This is a genomic window from Streptomyces oryzae (genome assembly GCF_017676365.1).
Lineage (GTDB): Bacteria > Actinomycetota > Actinomycetes > Streptomycetales > Streptomycetaceae > Streptomyces > Streptomyces oryzae.
The window spans coordinates 1-20,075 of the sequence record NZ_JADKMA010000076.1 but is presented as its reverse complement, the minus strand read 5'-3'; the positions used below and the strand labels follow the sequence as shown (position 1 = coordinate 20,075).

Annotated in this window: 19 protein-coding genes and 4 pseudogenes; 10 read left to right on the top strand and 13 right to left on the bottom strand. The window is 68.1% G+C overall.

The annotated features are described in order from the left end of the window. Positions 1-6: 6 nt before the first annotated feature. Complete coding sequence (locus ITI46_RS16625; RefSeq protein ID WP_209240341.1) at positions 7-936, bottom strand: NADP-dependent oxidoreductase; 930 nt, start codon at positions 934-936, stop codon at positions 7-9. 77 nt (positions 937-1,013) lie between these two features. Here ITI46_RS16625 and ITI46_RS16620 point away from each other — a divergent pair, with 77 nt between their 5' ends. Next, positions 1,014-1,394 carry a winged helix-turn-helix transcriptional regulator gene (locus ITI46_RS16620; protein ID WP_209240340.1) on the top strand — a complete coding sequence of 127 codons (381 nt, stop codon included), beginning with the start codon at positions 1,014-1,016 and terminating at the stop codon, positions 1,392-1,394. 47 nt (positions 1,395-1,441) lie between these two features. Here the strand turns inward: ITI46_RS16620 and ITI46_RS16615 are convergent, their stop codons facing one another. After that, a complete protein-coding gene (locus ITI46_RS16615) occupies positions 1,442-2,356 on the bottom strand; it encodes an alpha/beta hydrolase (RefSeq protein WP_209240339.1) in 915 nt (304 codons plus the stop codon). A gap of 107 nt (positions 2,357-2,463) precedes the next feature. Between ITI46_RS16615 and ITI46_RS16610 the strand changes: the two genes are divergently transcribed. Next, positions 2,464-2,898, top strand: coding sequence for a MarR family winged helix-turn-helix transcriptional regulator (locus ITI46_RS16610; RefSeq protein ID WP_209240338.1), 435 nt, complete (start codon positions 2,464-2,466; stop codon positions 2,896-2,898). Positions 2,899-2,976: 78 nt separating this feature from the next. On the opposite strand, the pseudogene ITI46_RS36240 reads toward ITI46_RS16610, so the two are convergent. The 3 genes and pseudogenes from ITI46_RS36240 to ITI46_RS16600 all read right to left on the bottom strand — a co-directional run. Further along, positions 2,977-3,108: pseudogene (locus ITI46_RS36240) on the bottom strand (IS630 family transposase); the annotation flags it as partial. A 241-nt stretch (positions 3,109-3,349) separates the two neighbouring features. Further along, the gene (locus tag ITI46_RS16605; protein ID WP_209240337.1) at positions 3,350-4,534 is read right to left on the bottom strand and encodes an SGNH/GDSL hydrolase family protein; all 1,185 of its coding nucleotides are present in this window, start codon (positions 4,532-4,534) and stop codon (positions 3,350-3,352) included. Positions 4,535-4,601: 67 nt separating this feature from the next. Next, the gene (locus ITI46_RS16600; protein WP_209240336.1) at positions 4,602-5,174 is read right to left on the bottom strand and encodes a TetR/AcrR family transcriptional regulator; all 573 of its coding nucleotides are present in this window, start codon (positions 5,172-5,174) and stop codon (positions 4,602-4,604) included. Positions 5,175-5,466: 292 nt separating this feature from the next. Between ITI46_RS16600 and ITI46_RS16595 the strand changes: the two genes are divergently transcribed. Then, on the top strand, positions 5,467-6,372 hold the full coding sequence (locus tag ITI46_RS16595; RefSeq protein ID WP_247746093.1) for a LysR family transcriptional regulator: 906 nt from the start codon (positions 5,467-5,469) through the stop codon (positions 6,370-6,372). A 243-nt stretch (positions 6,373-6,615) separates the two neighbouring features. Here ITI46_RS16595 and ITI46_RS16590 read toward each other — a convergent pair whose 3' ends face one another. Next, complete coding sequence (locus tag ITI46_RS16590) at positions 6,616-7,596, bottom strand: SDR family NAD(P)-dependent oxidoreductase (RefSeq protein WP_209240334.1); 981 nt, start codon at positions 7,594-7,596, stop codon at positions 6,616-6,618. Between the two features lie 62 nt (positions 7,597-7,658). On the opposite strand from ITI46_RS16590, the gene ITI46_RS16585 reads away from it, so the two are divergent. Continuing rightward, on the top strand, positions 7,659-8,231 hold the full coding sequence (locus tag ITI46_RS16585; protein ID WP_209240333.1) for a TetR/AcrR family transcriptional regulator: 573 nt from the start codon (positions 7,659-7,661) through the stop codon (positions 8,229-8,231). Positions 8,232-8,544: 313 nt separating this feature from the next. Here the strand turns inward: ITI46_RS16585 and ITI46_RS34855 are convergent, their stop codons facing one another. From ITI46_RS34855 to ITI46_RS16575, 3 genes are all read right to left on the bottom strand, one after another. Next, on the bottom strand, positions 8,545-8,961 hold the full coding sequence (locus ITI46_RS34855) for a Dabb family protein (protein ID WP_247746092.1): 417 nt from the start codon (positions 8,959-8,961) through the stop codon (positions 8,545-8,547). Then, complete coding sequence (locus ITI46_RS16580; protein ID WP_307808198.1) at positions 8,958-10,256, bottom strand: MFS transporter; 1,299 nt, start codon at positions 10,254-10,256, stop codon at positions 8,958-8,960. Before ITI46_RS16580 ends, ITI46_RS34855 begins: the two co-directional genes overlap by 4 nt. A 330-nt stretch (positions 10,257-10,586) precedes the next feature. Further along, a complete protein-coding gene (locus tag ITI46_RS16575) occupies positions 10,587-11,156 on the bottom strand; it encodes a TetR/AcrR family transcriptional regulator (RefSeq protein ID WP_209240332.1) in 570 nt (189 codons plus the stop codon). A 779-nt stretch (positions 11,157-11,935) separates the two neighbouring features. Here ITI46_RS16575 and ITI46_RS16570 point away from each other — a divergent pair. Then, a complete protein-coding gene (locus tag ITI46_RS16570; RefSeq protein ID WP_209240331.1) occupies positions 11,936-12,460 on the top strand; it encodes a hypothetical protein in 525 nt (174 codons plus the stop codon). A gap of 482 nt (positions 12,461-12,942) precedes the next feature. On the opposite strand, the gene ITI46_RS16565 is transcribed toward ITI46_RS16570, so the two are convergent. After that, positions 12,943-13,581 (bottom strand): TetR/AcrR family transcriptional regulator, encoded by a 639-nt coding sequence (locus tag ITI46_RS16565; protein ID WP_209240330.1) that lies wholly within the window; start codon positions 13,579-13,581, stop codon positions 12,943-12,945. 114 nt (positions 13,582-13,695) lie between these two features. Between ITI46_RS16565 and ITI46_RS16560 the strand changes: the two genes are divergently transcribed. The 4 genes and pseudogenes from ITI46_RS16560 to ITI46_RS34850 form a co-directional block, all read left to right on the top strand. Further along, a complete protein-coding gene (locus tag ITI46_RS16560) occupies positions 13,696-14,484 on the top strand; it encodes an SDR family oxidoreductase (protein ID WP_209240329.1) in 789 nt (262 codons plus the stop codon). Between the two features lie 85 nt (positions 14,485-14,569). After that, positions 14,570-14,981: pseudogene (locus ITI46_RS16555) on the top strand (transposase family protein); the annotation flags it as partial. Then, positions 14,979-15,693 (top strand): annotated as a pseudogene (locus ITI46_RS16550) (alcohol dehydrogenase catalytic domain-containing protein); the annotation flags it as partial. The pseudogenes ITI46_RS16555 and ITI46_RS16550, both read left to right, overlap by 3 nt. A 24-nt stretch (positions 15,694-15,717) precedes the next feature. Beyond that, positions 15,718-15,972 (top strand): annotated as a pseudogene (locus ITI46_RS34850) (hypothetical protein); the annotation flags it as partial. Between the two features lie 1,127 nt (positions 15,973-17,099). Here the strand turns inward: ITI46_RS34850 and ITI46_RS16540 are convergent. The 3 genes from ITI46_RS16540 to ITI46_RS16530 form a co-directional block, all read right to left on the bottom strand. Further along, the gene (locus tag ITI46_RS16540; protein WP_209240348.1) at positions 17,100-17,402 is read right to left on the bottom strand and encodes a hypothetical protein; all 303 of its coding nucleotides are present in this window, start codon (positions 17,400-17,402) and stop codon (positions 17,100-17,102) included. Positions 17,403-17,713: 311 nt separating this feature from the next. Then, positions 17,714-18,007 (bottom strand): Smr/MutS family protein, encoded by a 294-nt coding sequence (locus ITI46_RS16535; protein WP_209240328.1) that lies wholly within the window; start codon positions 18,005-18,007, stop codon positions 17,714-17,716. Between the two features lie 86 nt (positions 18,008-18,093). Further along, positions 18,094-19,128 (bottom strand): DUF6924 domain-containing protein, encoded by a 1,035-nt coding sequence (locus ITI46_RS16530; protein WP_209240327.1) that lies wholly within the window; start codon positions 19,126-19,128, stop codon positions 18,094-18,096. A 285-nt stretch (positions 19,129-19,413) separates the two neighbouring features. Between ITI46_RS16530 and ITI46_RS16525 the strand changes: the two genes are divergently transcribed. After that, the gene (locus ITI46_RS16525; RefSeq protein ID WP_209240326.1) at positions 19,414-19,824 is read left to right on the top strand and encodes a hypothetical protein; all 411 of its coding nucleotides are present in this window, start codon (positions 19,414-19,416) and stop codon (positions 19,822-19,824) included. Positions 19,825-20,075: the final 251 nt, after the last annotated feature.

Below are 20,075 nucleotides of genomic sequence, written 5' to 3'. Positions count from 1 at the left end.
ACGGAATCAGACGGTGAGAACGAGCTTGCCCTGGAGGTGACCGCCATCGAGCAGCCGGTGCGCATCGGCGACGCGCTCGAACGGGAACGTCTCCTGTATGTGGACCCGGAGCCTGCCCTGTTCGACGAGTTCGACGAGACCTCGCAGGGCAACCGGATCGGGGTCGACCGCTATGCCGCTGAAGCGCATGCCGGCCGCCTCGTACTTGGCGATGAGCTCCGAATCCTCCTCGGCGACTGCCGTCACCAGGTGACCGCCTGGGCGGAGCACTTCGAGGGACCGCTTGACGGTGTCGCCGCCGATCGTGTCGAGCACGACGTCGATGTCGCGGACCGCCTCGGTGAAGTCGACCGCCCTGTAGTCGATCACCTCGTCGGCGCCGAACCCCTCGACGAACTTCCGCTTGCCCCCGCTGGCGGTCGCGATCACGTGCGCGCCGAGCGCTTTCGCGATCTGGACCGCGACGTGGCCGACCCCGCCACCACCGCCGTGGACCAGGACGCGGTCGCCCTCGCTCACGCCGCCGAGGTCGACGAGGCCCTGCCACGCCGTCAGCCCGACGATCGGCAGCGCCGACGCCTCGACGTGCGAGAGCGAAGCCGGCTTGCGTGCCAGGTGCAACGCCGGCGCCGACACGACCTCGGCGTACGCGCTCGCCGCCCGCGGGAACAGCGGCATCCCGAACACCTCGTCGCCGGGCCTCAGCCGCCACGTCTGCGGCCCCTCCTCGACCACGCCGCTGATGTCCCAGCCGAGGACGAACGGCGGCCGGCCGATCAGCGGAAACTCGCCGGCCCGCAGGCGCGCCTCCAGTGGGTTCAGCCCGATCGACTTGACGCGGACGAGAACCTCGGTCGGAAGGGGCTGGGGCTCGGGCGCGTCCACAATAGTGAGCACCTCGGGACCGCCGAGCGTCTCCTGGGTGATGACTCGCATGACTCTCCTGGCTTTTGGAGGGGAGAAGGGAACCCAGGCTATGAATTTGATAGGAACCAGCAGGTACCTTTGGCGCCATGAGCGGTTTCGGTCCCGGTGATCCCTTTCTCGCCGACTGTCCGGCGCGTCTGGCGGTCGAGCTCATCGCCGACAAGTGGACGGTGGTCGTGCTCTACGGCCTCAGCAAGGGCCCGGTGCGCCATGGCGAGCTGATCGAGCTGATCGGCGGCATCTCCCGCAAGATGCTCACCCAGACGCTCCGACGGCTCGAGGCGCACGGACTCATCCGCCGCCACGCCTACGCCGAGGTCCCGCCCCGCGTCGAGTACGAGCTCACCGCACTCGGGGCGACGCTGATCGAACCGATCCACATGCTGACCGAGTGGGCGAGGGCGAACGGCGACGCAGTGCTCGATGCGCTCGACGCCGATCCCAAGCCGGCCGCCCACAGCGACTGAAACCCTCGCCAGTGCTGTGACCGCATAGGTTCGCCGGTTCGGATGCCTTACAGGTTGTTCACATAGAAGCTGGTGAGTCGTTCGACGGCAGCGTCGACGTATTCGGGTTCGTCGTACATCTCGTAGTGGCCGGCGCCGTCGATCACCATGAGATCGACGGGGTTGGGGGCCAGCTTCCACAGCTGCATGCCCATGTCGTAGGAGCCGGTGTTGCCGATGCGTCCGGCGAGGATGACCTGTAGTGGCTGGGTCATGAGCCGATCGGCCAAGTGGAACGCGTCATAGCCCAGCAGGAGGGAGTCGCTGCGCAAGAGGCGCCGATTCGTGGAGTGTTCGTTACCGCCGCGCTCAGTGCGGTAGTAGGTGATGGCCTGAGCGGTGTCAATGTCGGTCTGGCCCGCTGCCGTGGCGTCTTCAAGGGTATCGGGCAGCCAGTTCACGCGGGTTGTCTTGCCGGAGCGGGCCTCTTCGGTACGTGCGTCCGCGAGGGCGTCGAGTGCTGCGACCGGACCGTCGGGCTGGAAGCTGCGGAACGAGGCACCGATGTTGCCGGGGACGACCGTGCCGACCGCTTTGATGCGGTGGTCCGTGCGGGCGGTGTGCACGGCGTAGCCCCCACCGGCGCAGATGCCGAGGACGCCGATGCGCTGCGGGTCAATGCCGGGGGTCGTGGTGAGCAGGTCGATGGCGTAGGAGATGTCCTCACCTCGGCGGTAGGGGTCTTCGAGGTCGCGGGGCTCGCCCTGGCTCTGGCCCTGATGGGCGGGGTCGAAGACGAGCGCCGCGATGCCGCGGGCGGCGAGACGGGAGGCGTAGTTGGCGCCGATCTGCTCCTTCACGCTGCTGCCTGGGGTGGAGAGCACCACGGCGCGCAGCGGTGCGCTGCTGTCGGCATTGTCGGGCAGGTGGAGGTCCGCGGCGAGTTCGATGGGACCGCGCGGGATCGTGAGGTGCTGAAGCATGCGTGGCTTCCTTAGTGAGATCCTTGTTCCATAGGAGTCCAGTACAAAACAGCGACTGGTACGATCTGGAACTAATACGAGACTGTACCACCTGGACGGAGGCTCGCATGTCAGTCGACGGGGCGCAGCTGTGGACGCTGAACCAGCGGCTGCTGGGCGTCGTGATGGATGCCTGCACGCGGGAGCTGGCCGAACTCGGGTTGGAGACCAAGGAGTTTTTCGTCCTGGCCGAGGTGGAGGCATCCCCGTACCCGGCAGAGATCGCCGCTGCGCTGCTGCTGCCCAAGGCGAGCGTGACGGTCTACGTTCGCAACCTCGTCGCCAAGGGCTTTATCCGCCGCGAGATCGACGAGGCGGACTTGCGGCGTCATCGGCTCGTACTGACCGCTGAGGGCACTCAAGCACGCGATCGAGCACTCGCAGCCCTCGCGGCGGAGTACGACCGCAGGTTGGCGAGGGTCACCCCCCAGGACCGCGTTGAGCTGCAACGCATCCTCAAAGCGATGCTCGTCTCGCCCGCGTCAGGCCGTATGCGCGAGTGATTCGTCCGTCCGGTGCTCTGCTGCACCTTCGGGCTGCGACCGCATGGATTCGTTGGACCGTTCAGGTTGCGACGGCAAGAGACGTCCGCCCCAGCGGATGCCCTTCTCGCTGCGGATGCGGGCGCGTTCGCGACGCTGCGCCGCGAGGACGTCGGGGCGGCGAGCGTTGGCGTTACGCCAACGCAGGTAGGCGTGCAGTTGCCGCACCCGGGCCGGTGCCTCAGCGCGCTGCCGGCCAGCCCCTGGCCCGGCCCCTCGGGATCACCACGGCGGCGCCTGCCCTGCCGCGGGAGGCCCGGCTGACGGCGGGCTGACCGCCCGGAGATCAGCCGTTGGCTCACAGCCTTGCCCTACGCATTCCCTTTCGATAGCCGGCCCCGGCCCAAGCCCAAAGCTTCCAACCCTCGTGGACGGCGGACCGTTGGACTGGTGTGCACAGCAGTGAAAGGAGTCAGCGGTGCTGCAAGGCGAACGGGCCGCTGTCGCCGAAGGCCAAGTGGGCGAAGCATTCGCCGATGTGCTGGTGGGTGGCAGGGCCTGGGTGGAGTTCGTCCAGCAGCGGCCATTCGGCGTGGTCGGTCTTGCCGTAGAGGTCGAGGCCGTTGAGATAGTGCAGGTTCGGGTCGGTGGCGGTGCGCTGCCGGACGATGCGGGTGAGCTCGTCACGGATCACGGTGAGGGTCAGCTTCCCGGCGGCGGTCTGCGCGGGGTCGCCGGTGCTCATGAACCGCACCCGTCCCTCGCGCATCGCGCTGACGTCCGGGGCGCAGGGCCCGGGGGTGTTCTCGTGGATCGGGCAGTAGATGGGGGAGGCGACCAGTAGAGGGGCGGTGGGGTGTCCTTCGCGGATGGTGTCGAGGAAACCGTGGACGGCCGGGCCGAACGCGCGCAGCCGCATCAGGTCGGCGTTGACGACATTGATGCCGATCTTGAGGCTGATCAGGTCGGCTGGGGTGTCGCGGATCGTGCGGGCGGTGAACGGGTCGAGCAGCGCGCCGCCGCCGAAACTCAGGTTCACCAGCTCCACCTTGCCCAGGGCGGCGGCCACGGCGGGCCAGGTTCCGGTCGGGGCGGTGGCGTTGGAGCCGTGGCTGATCGAACTGCCGTGGTGCAGCCACACCTTGCGGCCATCGGGTGGCGCGGTCCGGATGGGGGCGTTGGTGCGCAGCGCGACCAACTGGGTGGTCTCGTCGTGCGGCAGCCAGATCTCGACGTCCTTCTCGTCACCGGACAGGCCGGTGAACCGCATGGTCTGAACCGGCCCGGGTCGGGTTTCAGCGGTCCCGGCGGTCATGTCGATGGTGAGTACGTCGCCGTCCGTCACGCCGGCCCGGCGCGCGAGTCGCCCGTCGACGAGAAGCTCGAAGACCCCGTCGGGGCGCGGCGGGGCTCCGACGTAGGCCCGCTTGGTGGCCACGACGTCCAGTTCGATGGCGGTGGCCCGGGTGCGGAAGACCAGTCGCACGCCGGAGGGCTGCGACTCCGCCATCGCCAGCTGGTCGTCGGGGATCTGCCGGCGGGCGCGCGCGGGCAACCGGTGGGGCAGTACGCCGCGTTCGGTGTGTTCCAGGTCGAGAGCGCCGCGCAGGAGCTCAGCGGTGATGGGGGTGGTGGTCCAATCGTGCTCGCTGTGCATTTCCTCGGTCTCTTTGATCGGGAGGGGGCTGGCAGGGGTGGCCGGAAGGATCGGCCGGAAGCGTTGGTCAGGAGGTGGTGGGCCAGTTGCGCAGCAGGGTGTCGAGCGCGTTGAGGATCTCGGTCCAGCTTTCCTGTGCGTCGGGGGCGCTGTGGCTGAAGCCCCCGGCGGTCTCCAGGCCGACGTAGCCGCTGAAGACGCTGCCCAATAGCCGCACCGCGTGCGTCTGGTGCGGTTCCGCCAGGTCGTATCCGCGCAGGATCGCCCGCGTCATCTGGGCGTGCCGGACGCCCGCGCTGGCGGCCGCCGTCTCCGGGTCGAGCCGGAACTTCGCGGCAGCGAACCGGCCCGGGTGCTTGAGGGCGTAGTCGCGGTAGACGTTCGCGAAGGCGGTCAGGGCGTCTTTACCCGCCCGCCCGGCCACCGCGGCGGACACCTGGTCGGCGAGTTCCTCCAGGGCCAACAGGGCGATCTTGGTCTTGAGGTCGTGGGCGTTCTTCAGGTGCGAGTACAGGCTCGCGGTCTTGACACCGAACCGCCGGGCGAGCTCCGCGGGGGTCGTCTGCTCGAAGCCGATCTCATCGGCCAGCTCCGCTCCCGCCCGGACCAGGCGCTCCGTGGTCAGTCCTGCCCGAGCCATACCCATCCTCCGAATCGCTTCCCAGCTATACGGTATATGATTATGCATTTGCCTACGATGCTTAGGCAAGCAGCCGTGTCCTTCACGAAGCCACTGACTGAGCGAGAGATCCGCAACGCGATCGTGAACTGCACCAATGGCGAGGCCAAGCGCCGCCGCGTCCAGCTCCGATCTTCAAGCGTGGGCCGGCCAGCAGCCGGGCGAGAGTGGCAGAGGGCCGCGCTCGAACGACGCGTCCATCTCACGAACACCGCTGCCCTGTTCGGCAAACATGTACAACAATGGCTATGTGATGAACCCTTTGAGGTTGCGACTGCTCAGCCGGCTCGACACGCTCGGCACCGTTCGGGCGGTCGCCGAGGACGCCAACATGAGCGCGTCCAGCGTCTCCCAGCAGCTCGCCGTACTGGAGACCGAGACCGGCACCCAACTGCTGGAGAGAACAGGACGCCGGGTACGGCTGACCCCCGCGGGTCTGATCCTCGCGCGTCGGGCACGCGCCATCCTCGATCACATGGAAACCGTCGAGGCGGAGCTGCGCGGGCTCGGCGACGAACCGGCCGGGCTGGTGCGTCTGGGCGCTTTCCAGAGCGCGATCCACAGCATGGCCGTGCCTGCGGTGACCCGTCTGGCACACGCGCATCCGCACCTCGACGTCCAGTTGCTGCAACTGGAGCCGCACGAGAGCATCCCCGCGCTGCGAAGTGGGGACGCGGACATCATCATCACGAACACGGACTACGACGAACTGCCACTGGGCCCCGACCTCGACCTCGTCCCGCTGACCACCGACGAGATCCTTCTGGTGGTCCCACCCGAACACCCCGCGGCTGGACGCCGCCACGCGGATCTGGCGGCCTACGCGGATGAGCCCTGGGCGCTGGACATGCCACAGTCCTACATGGCGAACCTCACCCTGCGACTGTGCCGCCAAGCGCAGTTCGAGCCGCGAGTGGTGTGCCGGTTCAGCAGTTTCATGATGACCCTGCAGCACATCGAGGCCGGGCTGTCCATCGCACTGCTGCCCAGCCTCGCCATCGACCGCCGTTACCGCGTCGCCGCCAGGGAACTCGCAACTCCTGTAACCCGTCCGATCATCGCGGCCATCCGCCGGGGCTCACCGACGCGTGCGGCGGTACAGGTCGTCCTGGACGCCCTTCGCGACAATCCGAACCTGCCCTCGCCCGGCCCTGAGTGACGACATCGATGCGCTACTGACACGCGCAAGCGTGCCGCGGGCCGGTGTCGAGCACGGGAATCACCACATCGGACTCCCGCCCTGCCGTTACCGGGGTCGTCGGGCAAGCTGGTGCCCCACCGATTGGTGCGCCCCGCGACCCGACCGCGGTGTGGGCGTCGAGCAGGGCGCGGGCCCGGCCGTGCGACAGCCGGACCATGGCCCGCCTTCAAAGAGTGACAGGCGGGGGATCACGGTGGGGAATTACTTGGGCCGGGCGCTCAGTAGATCGGTCGAGACTGCCCAGAGGCGCTCTGCGGTGGCGGGATCGAGTGCCCATTCCTTGACACCGTGGGGATGCTGCGCGAGGTCGGCGTCGTTCGGCACGGTGTAAGCCTCTTGTGCGTCATCGAGGTAATGGCCGCCGGAGTGGGCGAAGGCCGGAAAGACGGCCGCGACGATGCTGGTCGCTGCCCCCTGCTCAACCGTCTTGTATGTGAAGACGCCGGCGGCCTCGGCTGCGTCGAGCGACTGCCTCTGTTGCGGTGTGAAGTTCCGTTGCAGGCCCGTAGCGACGCCGCCAGGGTTCACGGCATTGGCGACGATCCCCTCCGGTGCCCACAGACGGGTGGCCTCGACGGCGAACAGCGAGTTCGCCGTCTTCGACTGAGCGTAGGCGATCTGCGGGTCGTAGCTGCGGTGCTCGAAGTGAAGGTCGTCGAAGTCGATGCCTGAACGCATGTGCGCGGTCGAACTCACCGAGACGATCCGGGCTCCGTCGCGGTCGATCGCTCCCAGGGCCAGGGCGCCGTGCAGGCCGGTGGCGAGGGAGAAATGGCCGAGATGGTTGGTTGCGAATTGCAACTCCCAGCCCTCGCGGGTCCGTTCCAGACCGCCGGTGACCACACCTGCGTTGTTGATCAGAAGGTGCAACGGGCCACGCCACGCGTCGACGAATCGTGCGACGCTCGCACTGTCGGCGAGGTTGAGCCGAGCGACGTGGGGCCGGGTCCTCCCGGTTGACCTGGCGATTGCCGCAGAGACGGTGTCGCCCGCGGTTGTGTCGCGGACGGCGAGGGTGACCTGTGCGCCGGCAGCTGCCAACGCGCGAGCAGTCTCGATCCCGATGCCTGAGGAAGCTCCCGTCACGATGGCGCGGACGCCGGTCAGGTCGTGGCCATGCAGCACGTCGTCTGCGGTGCTGGCGTCTGTGAAGGGTGTGGAGATGAGCTCGGACTCGGCCATGGGCGGACTATACACAGTGGACTTGCTTTGTATAGTGCGACTACTCCTCGTATGCTCGGCCCATGAGTCGTCCTGATGCCGGCCACCCGTCCTCGGCAATCGCGGATACCAGCCGGCGGGCCAGGGTTCTGGACGCCGCCCTGACCACGTTCGCGCGATTCGGGTACAGGAAGACCTCGATGGAGGAGGTGGCGCGGGCGGCGCACATCTCCCGGCCAGGGCTCTACTTCCTGTTCTCCTCGAAAGAGGTCCTGTTCCGGGCCGCGGTCACCCAAGCCCTGGAACGCGACATCGCAACGGTCGAACACGTCCTGGCCGACATCGCGCGCCCCCTGTCAGAGCGTCTCATCGAAGCGTTCGACCAGTGGGCGGGCCGCTACATCGGCCCATTGACACGCGACGTCGCGGAGGTCATCGAAGCCAACCCCGATCTGCTCGGCGAGATAGTGGAGACCGCGCCACGGCGATTCGAGGAACTGATCACCGATGCGATCGCCGCGGAGACGGAACGGGAGGCGGCGCGCGCTGTCGCCCAGACGCTGATCAGCGCATCAATCGGCCTCAAGCAACAGGCGCCGTCACGGGAGTTCTTTCTCGAACGACTGAAGGCCGCCATCGATCTCCTGGCGCCCTGAGCAGGCCCGGCTGTCCTCCGTATCGCGATGCGGTGGGTGACGACATGGTGCTGCCCGCTGTGAGGGCGGCATTCAGAGCCGTGATCGCCGGTGGTGCACCGTCGCGGGCGTGATACACCGCCATGAACTCACAGACCGGGGGTGTTCACGAGTGGGTCCGGCCAGCGCGACCCGACCGCTCCGAGATCACTTCCCATCCGAGCCGAGATCATTCCCCAGCTCTGGCAGAGGTCGTGGGGACCGGGTACCCCGGCCACCAGCAGGTGACCGGGGTGGCGCGGGCGCCTGCCCGTGCAGGGGTGGGAGTCAGCGGTCAGTTGCCGTGGGGGCCCGGCGCGGCGCTGCCGATGTACTCCCGGAGGTCGGAGACCAGGCTGGCCAGCTCGGGGATCCTGTCGTAGCGGCGCTGGTGCAGGGCGGCGATCTTTTCACCGACGTCCGGGTCGAGGTCGTCGGTGATGTCGAACGACGCGAACTTGTCGACGAGCGGCAGGCCCGTCCGGTCGGTGGAGAGGTGGGCGGGGTGGATGAGGTACTCCCAGTAGCCGTCCAGGTCCTCGATCGCGAAGGTGGCTCCCCACTCGTACTCGCCGCCGTGGTCGCGGCCGACGACGAAGGACGTCACCGACGGGATGACCCGGCCCTGGTTGCGCAGGCTTTCGAGGGCCTCGTCGCGCTGCTCCGGCGTGACGCCGGGCTTCAGGGTGAAGCGGATGCCGTGGTGGATCATTGCTGTCTCTCTTTCGGTGTGGTGGTGCCTGTTCGGTGAAGGGCGCTGCTGTGCCGCCCCGTGCGGGGCGGCCACAGCCTGAGGGCGGCGACGGCGGCGCCGGCCGCCATCGCGAGCCCGGTCCAGGTGAAGGCGTCGGCGATGTCGGCGCTTCGGATGAGCGGTTCGACGGCCAGCGGCGAGAGGAACTGCCCGAGGAAGATCCCCGTGACGAGGCCGCTGAGGACCCGGCCGCGCCGGTCGGGCGGGGCGAGTTCGCCGAGCCGCAGGTTGAGGTTGGGTACGACGAGCCCGACACCGGCCCCGCCGACCAGCAGCCCCGCCACGATCCGGGCGATGCCGCCGGCCGTGCCGACCAGCAGCCAGCCCACGCCGAGCAGGGCAACGCTGACCGTGGTGATCGCGGTGGACGGCAACCGCCGGCGCAGGGACGGGAACGCCAGCGCGCCGAGCACGCTCGACAGCGTGCTGCCGGCGATCACCGCGCCGGTGACGGCGGGCCCGCCGCCGTACCCGTCCAGCAGGAAGGGCAGTTGGGTGGGCGCCATGTAGAACGCCAGCGTCGCGACCAGCGCCAGCACGTACAGGCCGAGGATGCGGCCGGTCGCCGGGCGTCGTGGGGCGGGCGCGCGGGCGGGCGCCGCGGTGCGCGCGATGCGCGGCTGATCACGCAGGGCGCGGACCGCGAGTACGGCGACGACCGCCGATGCGGCGTAGATCCAGAACGGAGCCCGCCAGTCCACGGCCGCCACCAGTCCGGCGAGCGGCAGGAAGACGACGCCCCCCAGTCCTGCGAAAGCCTGCTGCAGCCCGAGGAAGGACGCACGTCGCGGCCCGTCGAACCAGTCGGTGATCGCGGCGCTGACCGCCGTCGTGATTCCGCCCACCGCGACGCCGAGCAGAGCCCTGGTGGCCAGCAGCACGTACAGGTCGCCCGCGAAGTACCCGGCGGTGCCGCTGACCGCGTACAGCCCCAGGCCGGCGACGAGCAGCGTGCGGCGTCCCAGGCGATCGGCGACCACTCCGGAGACGGGGGCGCTGACGGCGATCGCGAGCGACGTGACGGTCAGCGCGAAGCGGACGAGGAGGTCCGCGCCATGGGTGTCGGCGAAGACCTCCCGCATGGCGGGCAGGCTGGGCGCGATGATCGCCGCCGCCATGATCGTCAGCGTCGCCGCGGCCAGGACCGCGGCACGGGCCAGGCGCGGGGGCGCGCCCCGCGGCGCAGCCGGCCGAGTCGGCGCCAGCGTCATGAGAGTTGCTCCTCTCGCGTGAGACCGGGTGTCTGGCCGGATGGTCAGTTCCAGAGCGTGACCATGAAGGCCAGCGCGAGGAGCAGGACGGTGAGGGTGGCCTTCCAGGCGAGGCGCTCGCCGCGTGCGGCGGTCGGGGCGGTCATGGTGATCTCCTCAGCTTCAGTGATGTGTGTGGTTGATTACTCACTCTTAGGCCGAAAAAATGGCCACCGTCACCGGCAGCACGGACAGTCAGCTCCACAGCATGAACAGCACCGCGTCCAGAGCGGCCAGCGGCGCGAGCGCGGCCCAGCGGACCGCGACCTTGCGGGTCATATCCTTACCTCCCTCCGTTCTCCTCGGCGGGGACATCAGCGGCGCCCCAGTCCATCAGTAGTGGCGGAGCCCCTCGGACAGCGCCCGGGCCCACGGTGCTTCGACCTGGTCGGCGTCGATGGCGACCACCAGGTGGCACAGCATGCCCGTGGCGAAGAACCGCTGGATGTCGGGCTCCGCCGCGCCCGAGACGCCGCGCACGTACTCGACCAGGCGGGCGTAACCGGCGCGCACCGCCTCGCGGATGGCCGGCTCCGCGGCCGCCGCGCACTGCGCGTGCAGTTGCAGCAGCAGCAGGTTCCGATCGGCGATGAGCTGCGCGTAGGCGTCGCCCATCGCCCGCAGGACCTCCTCGGGCGCACTGCCCCCGGCAGCAGCGGCGCCGTCGCTCAAGCTGTCGCGGATCAGCGCGAAGCAGTGCTCCACGACCGCCACGAACAGCGCCTCCTTGTCGGGGAACAGCCGGTAGACGTAGGCCTGCGAGATGCCCGCCCGCTTCGCCACATCCGTGGTCGTGGTGCCGAAGTAGCCCCGGTCGGCGAACGCGCTGACCGCCGTCTGCAGGACGGTCCTCTTTCGCTCGTCGGCGGTGGAGAGCTGTCGGCGGGTCCCGGAAGGCGTCATGTGAGTAATAGACCACTCACACACTCGCCCGTCAAGTATCTGGAGTTGTTCTGCGACCGCTGTTGGCCCACGGAATGCGCTACTCGCGGTGAGCCCCTTCGCAGGCGTGGTGGCGCACGTACGGCACGACTTGCCCTCGGCGATCAGGCCGACCGCGTACCCCTCGCGGCCGAACCGGCGGGCGGCCGCAGCACCCAGGCCAGGTCCGGCACCGACCACGCGAACGCGCCAGGGCCACTCGCCTATCCCGTCACGGTCCACAAGCGACTCGATGGCCTCCGACCCGGTCCTCCCGCAATCGGACACCACCTCGAACAAGCCGCGGAAACAAGAAGATCCGCCCGATCACCAAGATCGGACGGGATCTCAAGAACCGTTCCCGAGCCAACCCAAGAACGGCCGAGACCGGGAGTGGGAGTTACTCGCTCCGCTGCTACCGCGGCTGGGGCGGGACGTCCGCGTGTGTCGGACCGGCGGGTTTTGCGCTCCGCTGGTGGAGGCCGTCATTGCTTGATCGGGAACGCTACTTGGAGGACGCCGCGCGCAGGGGCGCCGCGCGGCACCTTCTGCTCGGCCTGCCGCAAGTGGCTCCTGGCCTCGGCGGATGGAGCCACCAATAAAAGTTGAGCGCGCTCATGAACTTTTCGCCGATGCGGCACATCCAATGGGTATCGGATCTTCGGCCGGTGTCCCTCCGGACACGTATGGAGGGATGACCCACACCACATTTGCCGTGCTCCGAAGCCATCGCACACACCCAGCTAGGGGGAGAACAACTCATGCGCGCACGCAAAATCGCGACGGCCGCAATCGCAGCTGCCTTCGTCATGTTCCCGGCAGGCAGTGCTCTCGCGGGCAGCGGACCGGCTCCCGCACCCTCCGAGCGTTCCTCGACGCAGTCCACGGCCCCCTCGCCCAAGGGCAACCCCTTGAGCGAGAAGGCACAGGCTGCCGACGTCTGTTCCGACGCCCACCAGATCGGCGAGACCGGCTACATCAAGCGCGACGGCGAAACCATCGCCTCCGTGAAGCAGTTCTACTCGCCGGATTGCAACGAGAACTACAGCTACGTCTGGCTCTGGCAGGACTTCGTCGACCAGGAAGACACCTACACCGTCAGCACCGGGATCCACAGCAGCACCCAGGGCAAGGATCTCGGCACTCAGAAGTTCCCGGCTGACACGGGCCAGGAGTACTGGTCGGCAGGCACCGACACGGTCGACGACTGCACCACCGGGTTCGGCACCGTGCTCCCGGAAGGATCCTCCACCACGTACCGGGGAATCACCGACGAGCGCTGCTGACCCACGCTCAACCGCGCGTGCCAGACGCCAGGTTCAACTGAACGCTGGTCGACACACGTACCACCGCCGGAGCGCCCCGGCCGTCTGCCAGACGGTCGGGGCGCACCTTTCAGCCGGACCCACGCAGTGACGCTGGGCTACCTCGGCGCGCGCTGGAGGCACAGCAGGTTCTCCAACGAAGGCTCGCCCGGCGACGTCGCTCTGCACGCCCGGTCCCCCATGGACAACCCCAACTGGCCCGCGACAGGGACCTTCGTGCACTCCCTGGAGGAACAGTTCCTAAGGGCTGTCCGCAATCGGTCTTTGGCTGCGATCGACTGCAGGACCACAGCCGGGACTATTGGGCGCACCCCCATCGCGGAGGCGGTAACTCCAAGGAGCTCCGGCGCTGCGTGTGAGCGACTGCGTACTCGACAGTGCCGATGGTCTGCCTGTGCGGGAGGCATCAGGGGGTTACGCAGGGCGGTGGGGCATCTGGTGGCTCAGGCGCCGTGGGTCCCCGGTGCGCCGTACCGGGCGAGCATGGTCAGCACCGCTTGGTCGACCGCGTTGGCGATGGCGGTGTCGTCGGGCTCCCAGCGTGCGAGCAGCATCCGCGGCCAGAACACGTAGTTGGAGATCATTCCGAGGAACTGGGTCGCCGCCATCTCCGCATCGTCGAGCCGGGCTGTGCCGGCGGCGTTTTCCGCTTCCAGGTAGCGGCGGACCGATTCGAAGTAGGGCATCTTGCCGAGCTTGAACTGGGTCTCGCCGAGCTCGGGGAAGCGCGGTACCTCGGCGATGACGATGCGGAAGAGGGCGGCCATGCCGGGCTGGGTGAGAAGGTCCACGTAGCGGCGTCCGATGGCCTCAAGCCCTGCGCGGAGGTTCCCTGGCTCGGGGAAGGGGGCCGCCTCGTCGTCGACCTTCCAGTATTCGGTGACGATCGCCTCGAACAGGGCCGCCTTGGTGGCGAACTGCTTGAACAGAGTCGCCCTCGACACTCCGGCTGCCTCCGCGATGCGGGCCAGCGAGGTGCCGTCGTAGCCGAAGTCGAGGAACAGCTTCGTCGCTGCCTCGATGATGGACGTCCGCTTCTGCGCTGCTACGCGCCGGTGGTATTCCGAGGGCTGTGCCGTCATGCCCTCCAGTATGCCTCTCGCTACGAGGTGAGTCACTTGACTCACCTCTAGTGCCGCCCTTACCTTGAGAAAGGTGGTGAGTCGCCCGACTCACCACTACGGGAAGGATGCATCATGGAACGCTTTGAGGGCCAGACCGTCATCGTCACGGGCGGCAGCGGGGGTATGGGCAGCAGTCATGTGCGGGGCTTCCACGCCGAGGGGGCGAACCTCGTCATTGCCGGCCGCGACGACGACGCCGGCCGCGATCTCGCTGCTCAGCTCGGTAATCGGGCTCTGTCCGTTCGCCTGGATGTCGCCAGCGAGGACGACTGGGCGGCACTGGTGCGAGAAGTCGAAGGCCACTTCGGGCCGGTCACCATCCTGGTGAACAACGCGGGAGTCCAGAACCCGGCGGCCACTGTCGAGCACACCGAACTCCGCACCTGGGAGCACACCTTCAGCGTCAACGTCACCGGCCAGTTTCTCGGTATCAGGGCCGTGGCTCCGTCGATGCGCAGGGGCGGTGGCGGAACCATCGTCAACATCGCCTCGACCATGGCTCACGTCGGTACGGCCTTCTACGCCCCCTACACCGCCAGCAAGTGGGCCGTGCGCGGGCTGACCAAGACGGCCGCGCTGGAGCTGGGGCGGGACAACATCAGGGTCAACTCCATCCACCCCGGCGTCGTCTCCACACCGCTGGTCAACGAACCCACCGTCGCCGGCCAGCCAGCCATCGCCGACCTCTACTCGCCCGCCCCTTTCGCCATCCCCCGCCTCGCCGAACCCTCCGACATCACCCGCCTGTTGCTCTTCATCACCTCCCAGGACGCAACTTTCGCTACAGGCTCGGAATTCGTCCTGGACGGGGGCCTGCTGCTCGGCCCTGCGCTCCAGCCCGAATCCGACATCGCAGCTTGAGGTGGCATTGCAGTACGGAGTGTGCAGTCGCGGGCGCCCATCTTGTTCAAGGTGGAGCGATCTGGCATTGCGATGATGAAGGGCTGTGGCAGTTGTGATCGCGGCGTCCGAGCCGTCCTGGACAGCTCCATTCACTGGGCTGAGCCCGCGCTGCTTCGGCAGGTTGATGGCCGCGTTGCGACGGGAGGGCGCGGATGCGGTGCGGCGGAGCCGTCCGTGGAGTCTGCCGCTGGAGGACCGTGTGCTGCTCGTGACCACGTACTGGTGCTTGCGCACAAACTTGACGATGCGCCAGCTTGCCCCGCTCTTCGGCATCTCGAATTCCGCGGCCGACCGCATCATTGACCACCTCGGCCCCCGGCCCGCGCTCCAGCCTCGTCGGTGGTTTCGGTAAGGACACCGTGCTGCTCATCGTGGACGGCACCCTGGTGCCCACTCGCGACCACTCGATCGCCGAACAGTCCAAGAGCTACCGCTACTCGACCAGAGGGTCCGTCCGTGAAGGCCAGATCCTGGGGGCCCACCCGATCACGTTGCCCGCGGGAGTCGGGCTTGACGCCGCTGGGGTGGTGAACGAGGTCGGCGAAGGTGTCGAAGGAGTCGAGGTCGGTGACCACGTGTTCGGCGAAGGCTCCAGCACCTATGCCGAGTTCGCCGTGCTGTCGGCCTGGGCCCGTATGCCCGAGGGGCTGACGTTCGACGAGGCCGCCGGGTACCCCTCCGTGGTGCGGACGCTGCCGGTCAGCGGTGCGTCCGGGGGAGTCGGCTCAGCAGTGCTGCAGATCGCCCGCGACTGCGGCATCACGGTTATCGGCACCGCCGGGGCCGCGAACCAGGACTACCTGCGCGGCCTGAGTGCTCTCGCCACGACGTACGGCGAAGGCTGGGTCGAGCGGTGCGGCAGATCGGCCATGGCGACGCGGCCCTCGATCTGGCCGGCTCGGGTGTGATCCGCGGACTCGTCGAACTGACCGGGGATCCGCGGAAGGTGATCTTCCAGCGCCGATCTCGGTGCGCCGGAGCTCGGTGTCCGGTTCTCCGGCGTGGCCGGAAGCGTGCCGGACGCGCTCGCCGAAGCCGTCGGCCTCATCTCGCGGGGGAGGCCCCACATCCCGGTCGAGAAGTCGTACACGCTCGCCGAGGCCGCGGCGGCGCAATATCGACAGTCAGGCCGGTCACACGCGCGGGCGCCGGGGCGTGGTCGTCTGAGACGATTCCTGCGCAGATGCACGGCGCCCTCGGCGTCGCCAGGGCGAGGACCTGCGGTCTCCCTTGACAGTCCGCACCGTCTCCGGCCTTGACTGGTTGTCGCCAGGCGCGGAAGTGACCGATGCCGGGTACAACCCAGGCGACGTCGGCGACTTCGACACCGCCCGCACCCGCACCCGCACCCGCCTGATCACGCCCGTCCCCGGCGGAGTCGGACCGATGACCATCGCCATCCTGCTCTCCCGAATCGTAGACGCCGCCGTACGTCAACTCGGCCTCCCGGGACGCTGTCACCAACCACGGTGGCCGACCCGACGGATCACTTTCGCAGGAGCCTCAACACCCGGGAAACGATCTTCTCCCAGACGGAAACGTCTTCCGAGGGGGCTAGCGGTGGCTGGTCAGCCCCACGCGTCAACACCCCAATGAGCCGGGCGGGACGTGGCCGGACAGATCGAACGCGGCTGGGCAGGGTTCATGCTCACCCGCTCGGGAGACGACTACCCGCCCGGACTCGCCGACCTGTTCGCCCTCGCACGGGGCGCGAACGGGGGGGAGGAAGTCAGCACCGACCGACCCCTACCCCGTGGTGGACGTGGCAGAAGCGTGGGGAGTCCGATCCATGTTGGAGGTCGCCACGCCCGGCGTCGAGCTCGACCACGACCAGGACGGCGACCAGCGCACCGCCAGTCTCGTCCGCCTTGACGGTTCATGGACACGAGCGACTGCCGACCGGACGAAGCGCCCCCCGTCCACCAGGCGGGCCCGCAACCGCTCTGGCCGGCCCTGGAACGGATCGGGAACCGGCTCAACGCCACGGGCGGACTGCCGCTGTACGGCTCACGGGTCCGCATCACGGGCGATGGGTGTGCCACCTGTCGGGTGGGTGGTGGCAGGCGACCAGCAACCGCTGACCGTTCTTCCGTCCAACAGGGCCCGTGCTGCGTCACATAGCACGGGCCCTGGTCTTGTCCACGGCTGGTCGGTTCCGGCGACGAATGCACCGCGTTGGGGGACGACGAACACGAGGCGCGTGGCGCCCGACGTGCCCTCTCGCGACGCGCGCGTAGGCCGCTCCGGCTCCTGCGCGGGTACACCGCACGGGAGCCGGAGCGGCTGCTCCCACGGCAACGGCCGCCGTTCCCCCCTGGTCACAGAGCGGGAACGGCGGCCGTTTCCACGCGTTTTCCCGGGGAGAATCCGGGGGGTTCGCGCAGCCGTTGGGGGGTGCGGGACCCAGCAACCCGTCAACACATGGCACGCCATGTAAGACAGGAAGCTCCGACTCAGAGCCGATTCACGGGATTCTCCCCAGTTCCGGGGCGGGTGGCTCGTGCCACGAGGGGGGAGGCACGGGCCGCCCGTTCATGCAGTGAGCGGGCGGCCCGGCCGGTGCGGCGGTGACGTTACTTGACGGGCTCCTTGGCCATCACGGCCCAGTCGGTGTGATTCGGGTTCTGGTCCGGGGTGGAGTCCTCCTCGAAGCAGTACCCCTTTATCGCGCCGTTCTGCTCGAACTCAAGCTTGAGTTCGACTGCGCACCGCTGCTTGTCCCAGCCCCCACTCCTGATATCCCATTCGTACTTCACCGAGGTGGAAGGGGAGCCCGCGTCGGCGGCCGAGGCGGGGCCGGCGGCGGTCAGCGGGATGGCGATGGCTGCGGCGCCGACGGCGAGGGCAGCGCCGACGCGAGAACGCCACGATTTCATAGGGTCTCCATTTGCGGTCGTTGACTCAGTTGTTCATGAACGGCAGCCGGTGCGAGCCGACGGGTGCGTCGACGCGCGTCCAGTGCCCTTCCGGGCCGACAACGGCTCGCGCCGTTGCCGGTTCAACCGGAAGCCCAGATTTCGGGGGCCTCGCTCAAAGAGCGGCATCGTCCCGAAAGTCATCCATATCTTGGGTGCTGATCCCCAGGGCGGAGTGGACGCGTATCCATGGGACGCTGCCCTTGCTTCCCTACCTCCCCCCCCCACCCCGGGTCAGGAGAGTCTCGTGACTCCGCTAGCACATCCCCCAGTCATGGTCTTTCTCGTCGTCCACGGGGGGCAGCGGAGCGTGAGCTGGGCGAAGTCATACGAACGATGACTCGGCCGCTGTTGCCTGGAAGGGTTTCAACAGCGTGGTACAGCTTCTTGATGTGTTTCTGCGCGAGAAACGTCAGTACCCGCTGCTTGAGCTGCCCCGATCCTTTGCCGGGTATGAACTGGACAGCATCCTCGCCCGTATGCACCGCTTTGAAGATTGTCTGTCGCAGCGTCAGCTCGATGTCGCGGTTGTTCCTGAAAATCGGATGCAGATCTACGGTGATCACTTTCAGCTGTCTCCTGAAGCCATGCTCAAGGGTCCATCATCTTCCGCCCCAGGGGGCGGGGTTGATCGCGACCGCGGGCCGAACGTTCATCGAGTGTTGTCGTCCCGATAGTCGTCTATGTCTTGGTTGCTGATCCCCAGGTTGACGAGCATGAGCCCCACCAGGCCGGGGTCCACCCGGAAGGTGAGCCCGATGTCGTCCGTCATGGGGACCACGAGGATGCGGTGTTCGGGCTCGTGCAGGGTGGTGGCGTCGGCGATCAGTACGACGTCGGCGATCCCGTCCGCCTCGTCCTCGGAGTCGGCCAGGACCTGTGCCATGACCTGTTCCGGCGTGGCGCCCGCGAAGGCCGGATCATCCACGAAGTGGATGTAGTCGCCCCAGTCTTCGCCCGTATCGTCGTACTCCCACTCCGAGTGGGACACGGCCTCGACCAGGGCGGCCCAGGCCGCGTCGTCAGCGAAGTCGGTACGCACCAGCAGATCGGTCTCGTGGCTGAGCGTCGGCAGTTCACGGGCGGGCCGGGTGTAGCGGGGCGGGGAGGCCAGCGTCTCCATCGCGGAGCCTACGGGTTCATAGAGGTGCTCCTCCGTCAGCTCCTCGCCCTCCTCGACCTCCCACTCCGGCTCGGTGGGGGCCCGCTCGGCGAAGTGCTCGACGGCGAAGGAGGCAGAGGGCTGGTGCAGCACCAGATAGGTCATGGCGGCCTGTCGCGGGGTGATCCAGAAGTCGTGGAGATCGCCGTCGCCGTCGTCGTCCGTGTAGCCGCGGCCGAAGGCCAGCAGCGGGCGGGCCTTCGGATTGCGCGCGGTCCGCTCGTCGGTGAGCAGCACCAGGTCCGGCACCCAGATGCCGGGTTGTGCCAGGGCCGCGGTGACCTCTTGGAGGGAGGCGCCCCGCCACGCAGGGTCGTGCGCCACGACCAGGCGCCGGGGAAGCGACGTGGGCGTCCTGGTGTCGTTCCCGGGCTCGTGACCGGGCGGCCCTTGTATGCCGGGGAGTTCGCCCATCCGCGTCAGGACGTCGTCCCAGACGGCGTCGTCGTCGCCCGTGCGTAGCAGCAGCATTCCGGGCACGCGGCGCGCGTCGTCGTCAGGGGGCAGAGGCAGCGGGGGTCGCATCGGGTTGGTACCTCGTCGGTCGATTGCTCTCAAATCAAGTCATACACCTGACCCTTGGGATACGCCGCCGGACGAGATGCGGGCGGTGTCCGAGACGCGGCATTATCTGGGGAATTACCTGCGGCATTGTCTGTGCCTCGGCAATGCGTCAGCAATCTTTGGACAAGATCTGCCGGATAACTTCTTCGTCGACCACGGGGCCCGGGTGGGGAGTTCGATTCCGTGGGCATGGGAAGTGGCATGCGAAACGGCGTTGCTGCACCACGTTCAAGAAAGGGAACACTCATGGCTGGAGCCAGGATTCTTACGCGAGCGGTGACCGCCCTTGGCGGCACTGCCCTGCTGGCCACGGCGGCGGTGGCCGCGACAGCGAGTCCGGCGGGTGCCGCCGAGAGCCAGGGCGGGAGCGTCCGGATCTGCGCGGCGGGCACCTACGACACCAGCGCCTCCCTCCAGGCAACAGGGAACGACCAGAGCTGGACAACCCGGATCATCGGCCCCGGCAGCTGCGTCAACGCCCCGAGCAGCAGCTCCGGGCGGATCGACGTCTTCGGGTACAAGTCCCCCAGCCAGTTCCACGTCGGTTCCGTGGACTACAAGGCGGGGCAGACCGTCGTGATCTCCACCACCGGAACCACCGCCAATCCCAAGGTGGTCGTGAACGGCGCGGGCGGGGGCACGTTCGTGAAGAACTAGATAGAAGCGCCGGACCGAGAACGCGGCGCGGCGGGAGCCGCGCGCTCCCCCGGCCGGGGCCCCGCGCGCGTTGCACAGGTTCATGCCCCAACGATCACTTTGAATGATCAAGGTTGACCTGTGAAAACCCGTGAGGGCCCAACATCTCGAAAACCGCGCTGTCGAGGCCTTGGCGTGCATCACCAAGAGGCCGGCCAAAGACGGATCGGTCACCAATCAGGTGCGATGGATCGAAGGCGGCGGGGCGGCGG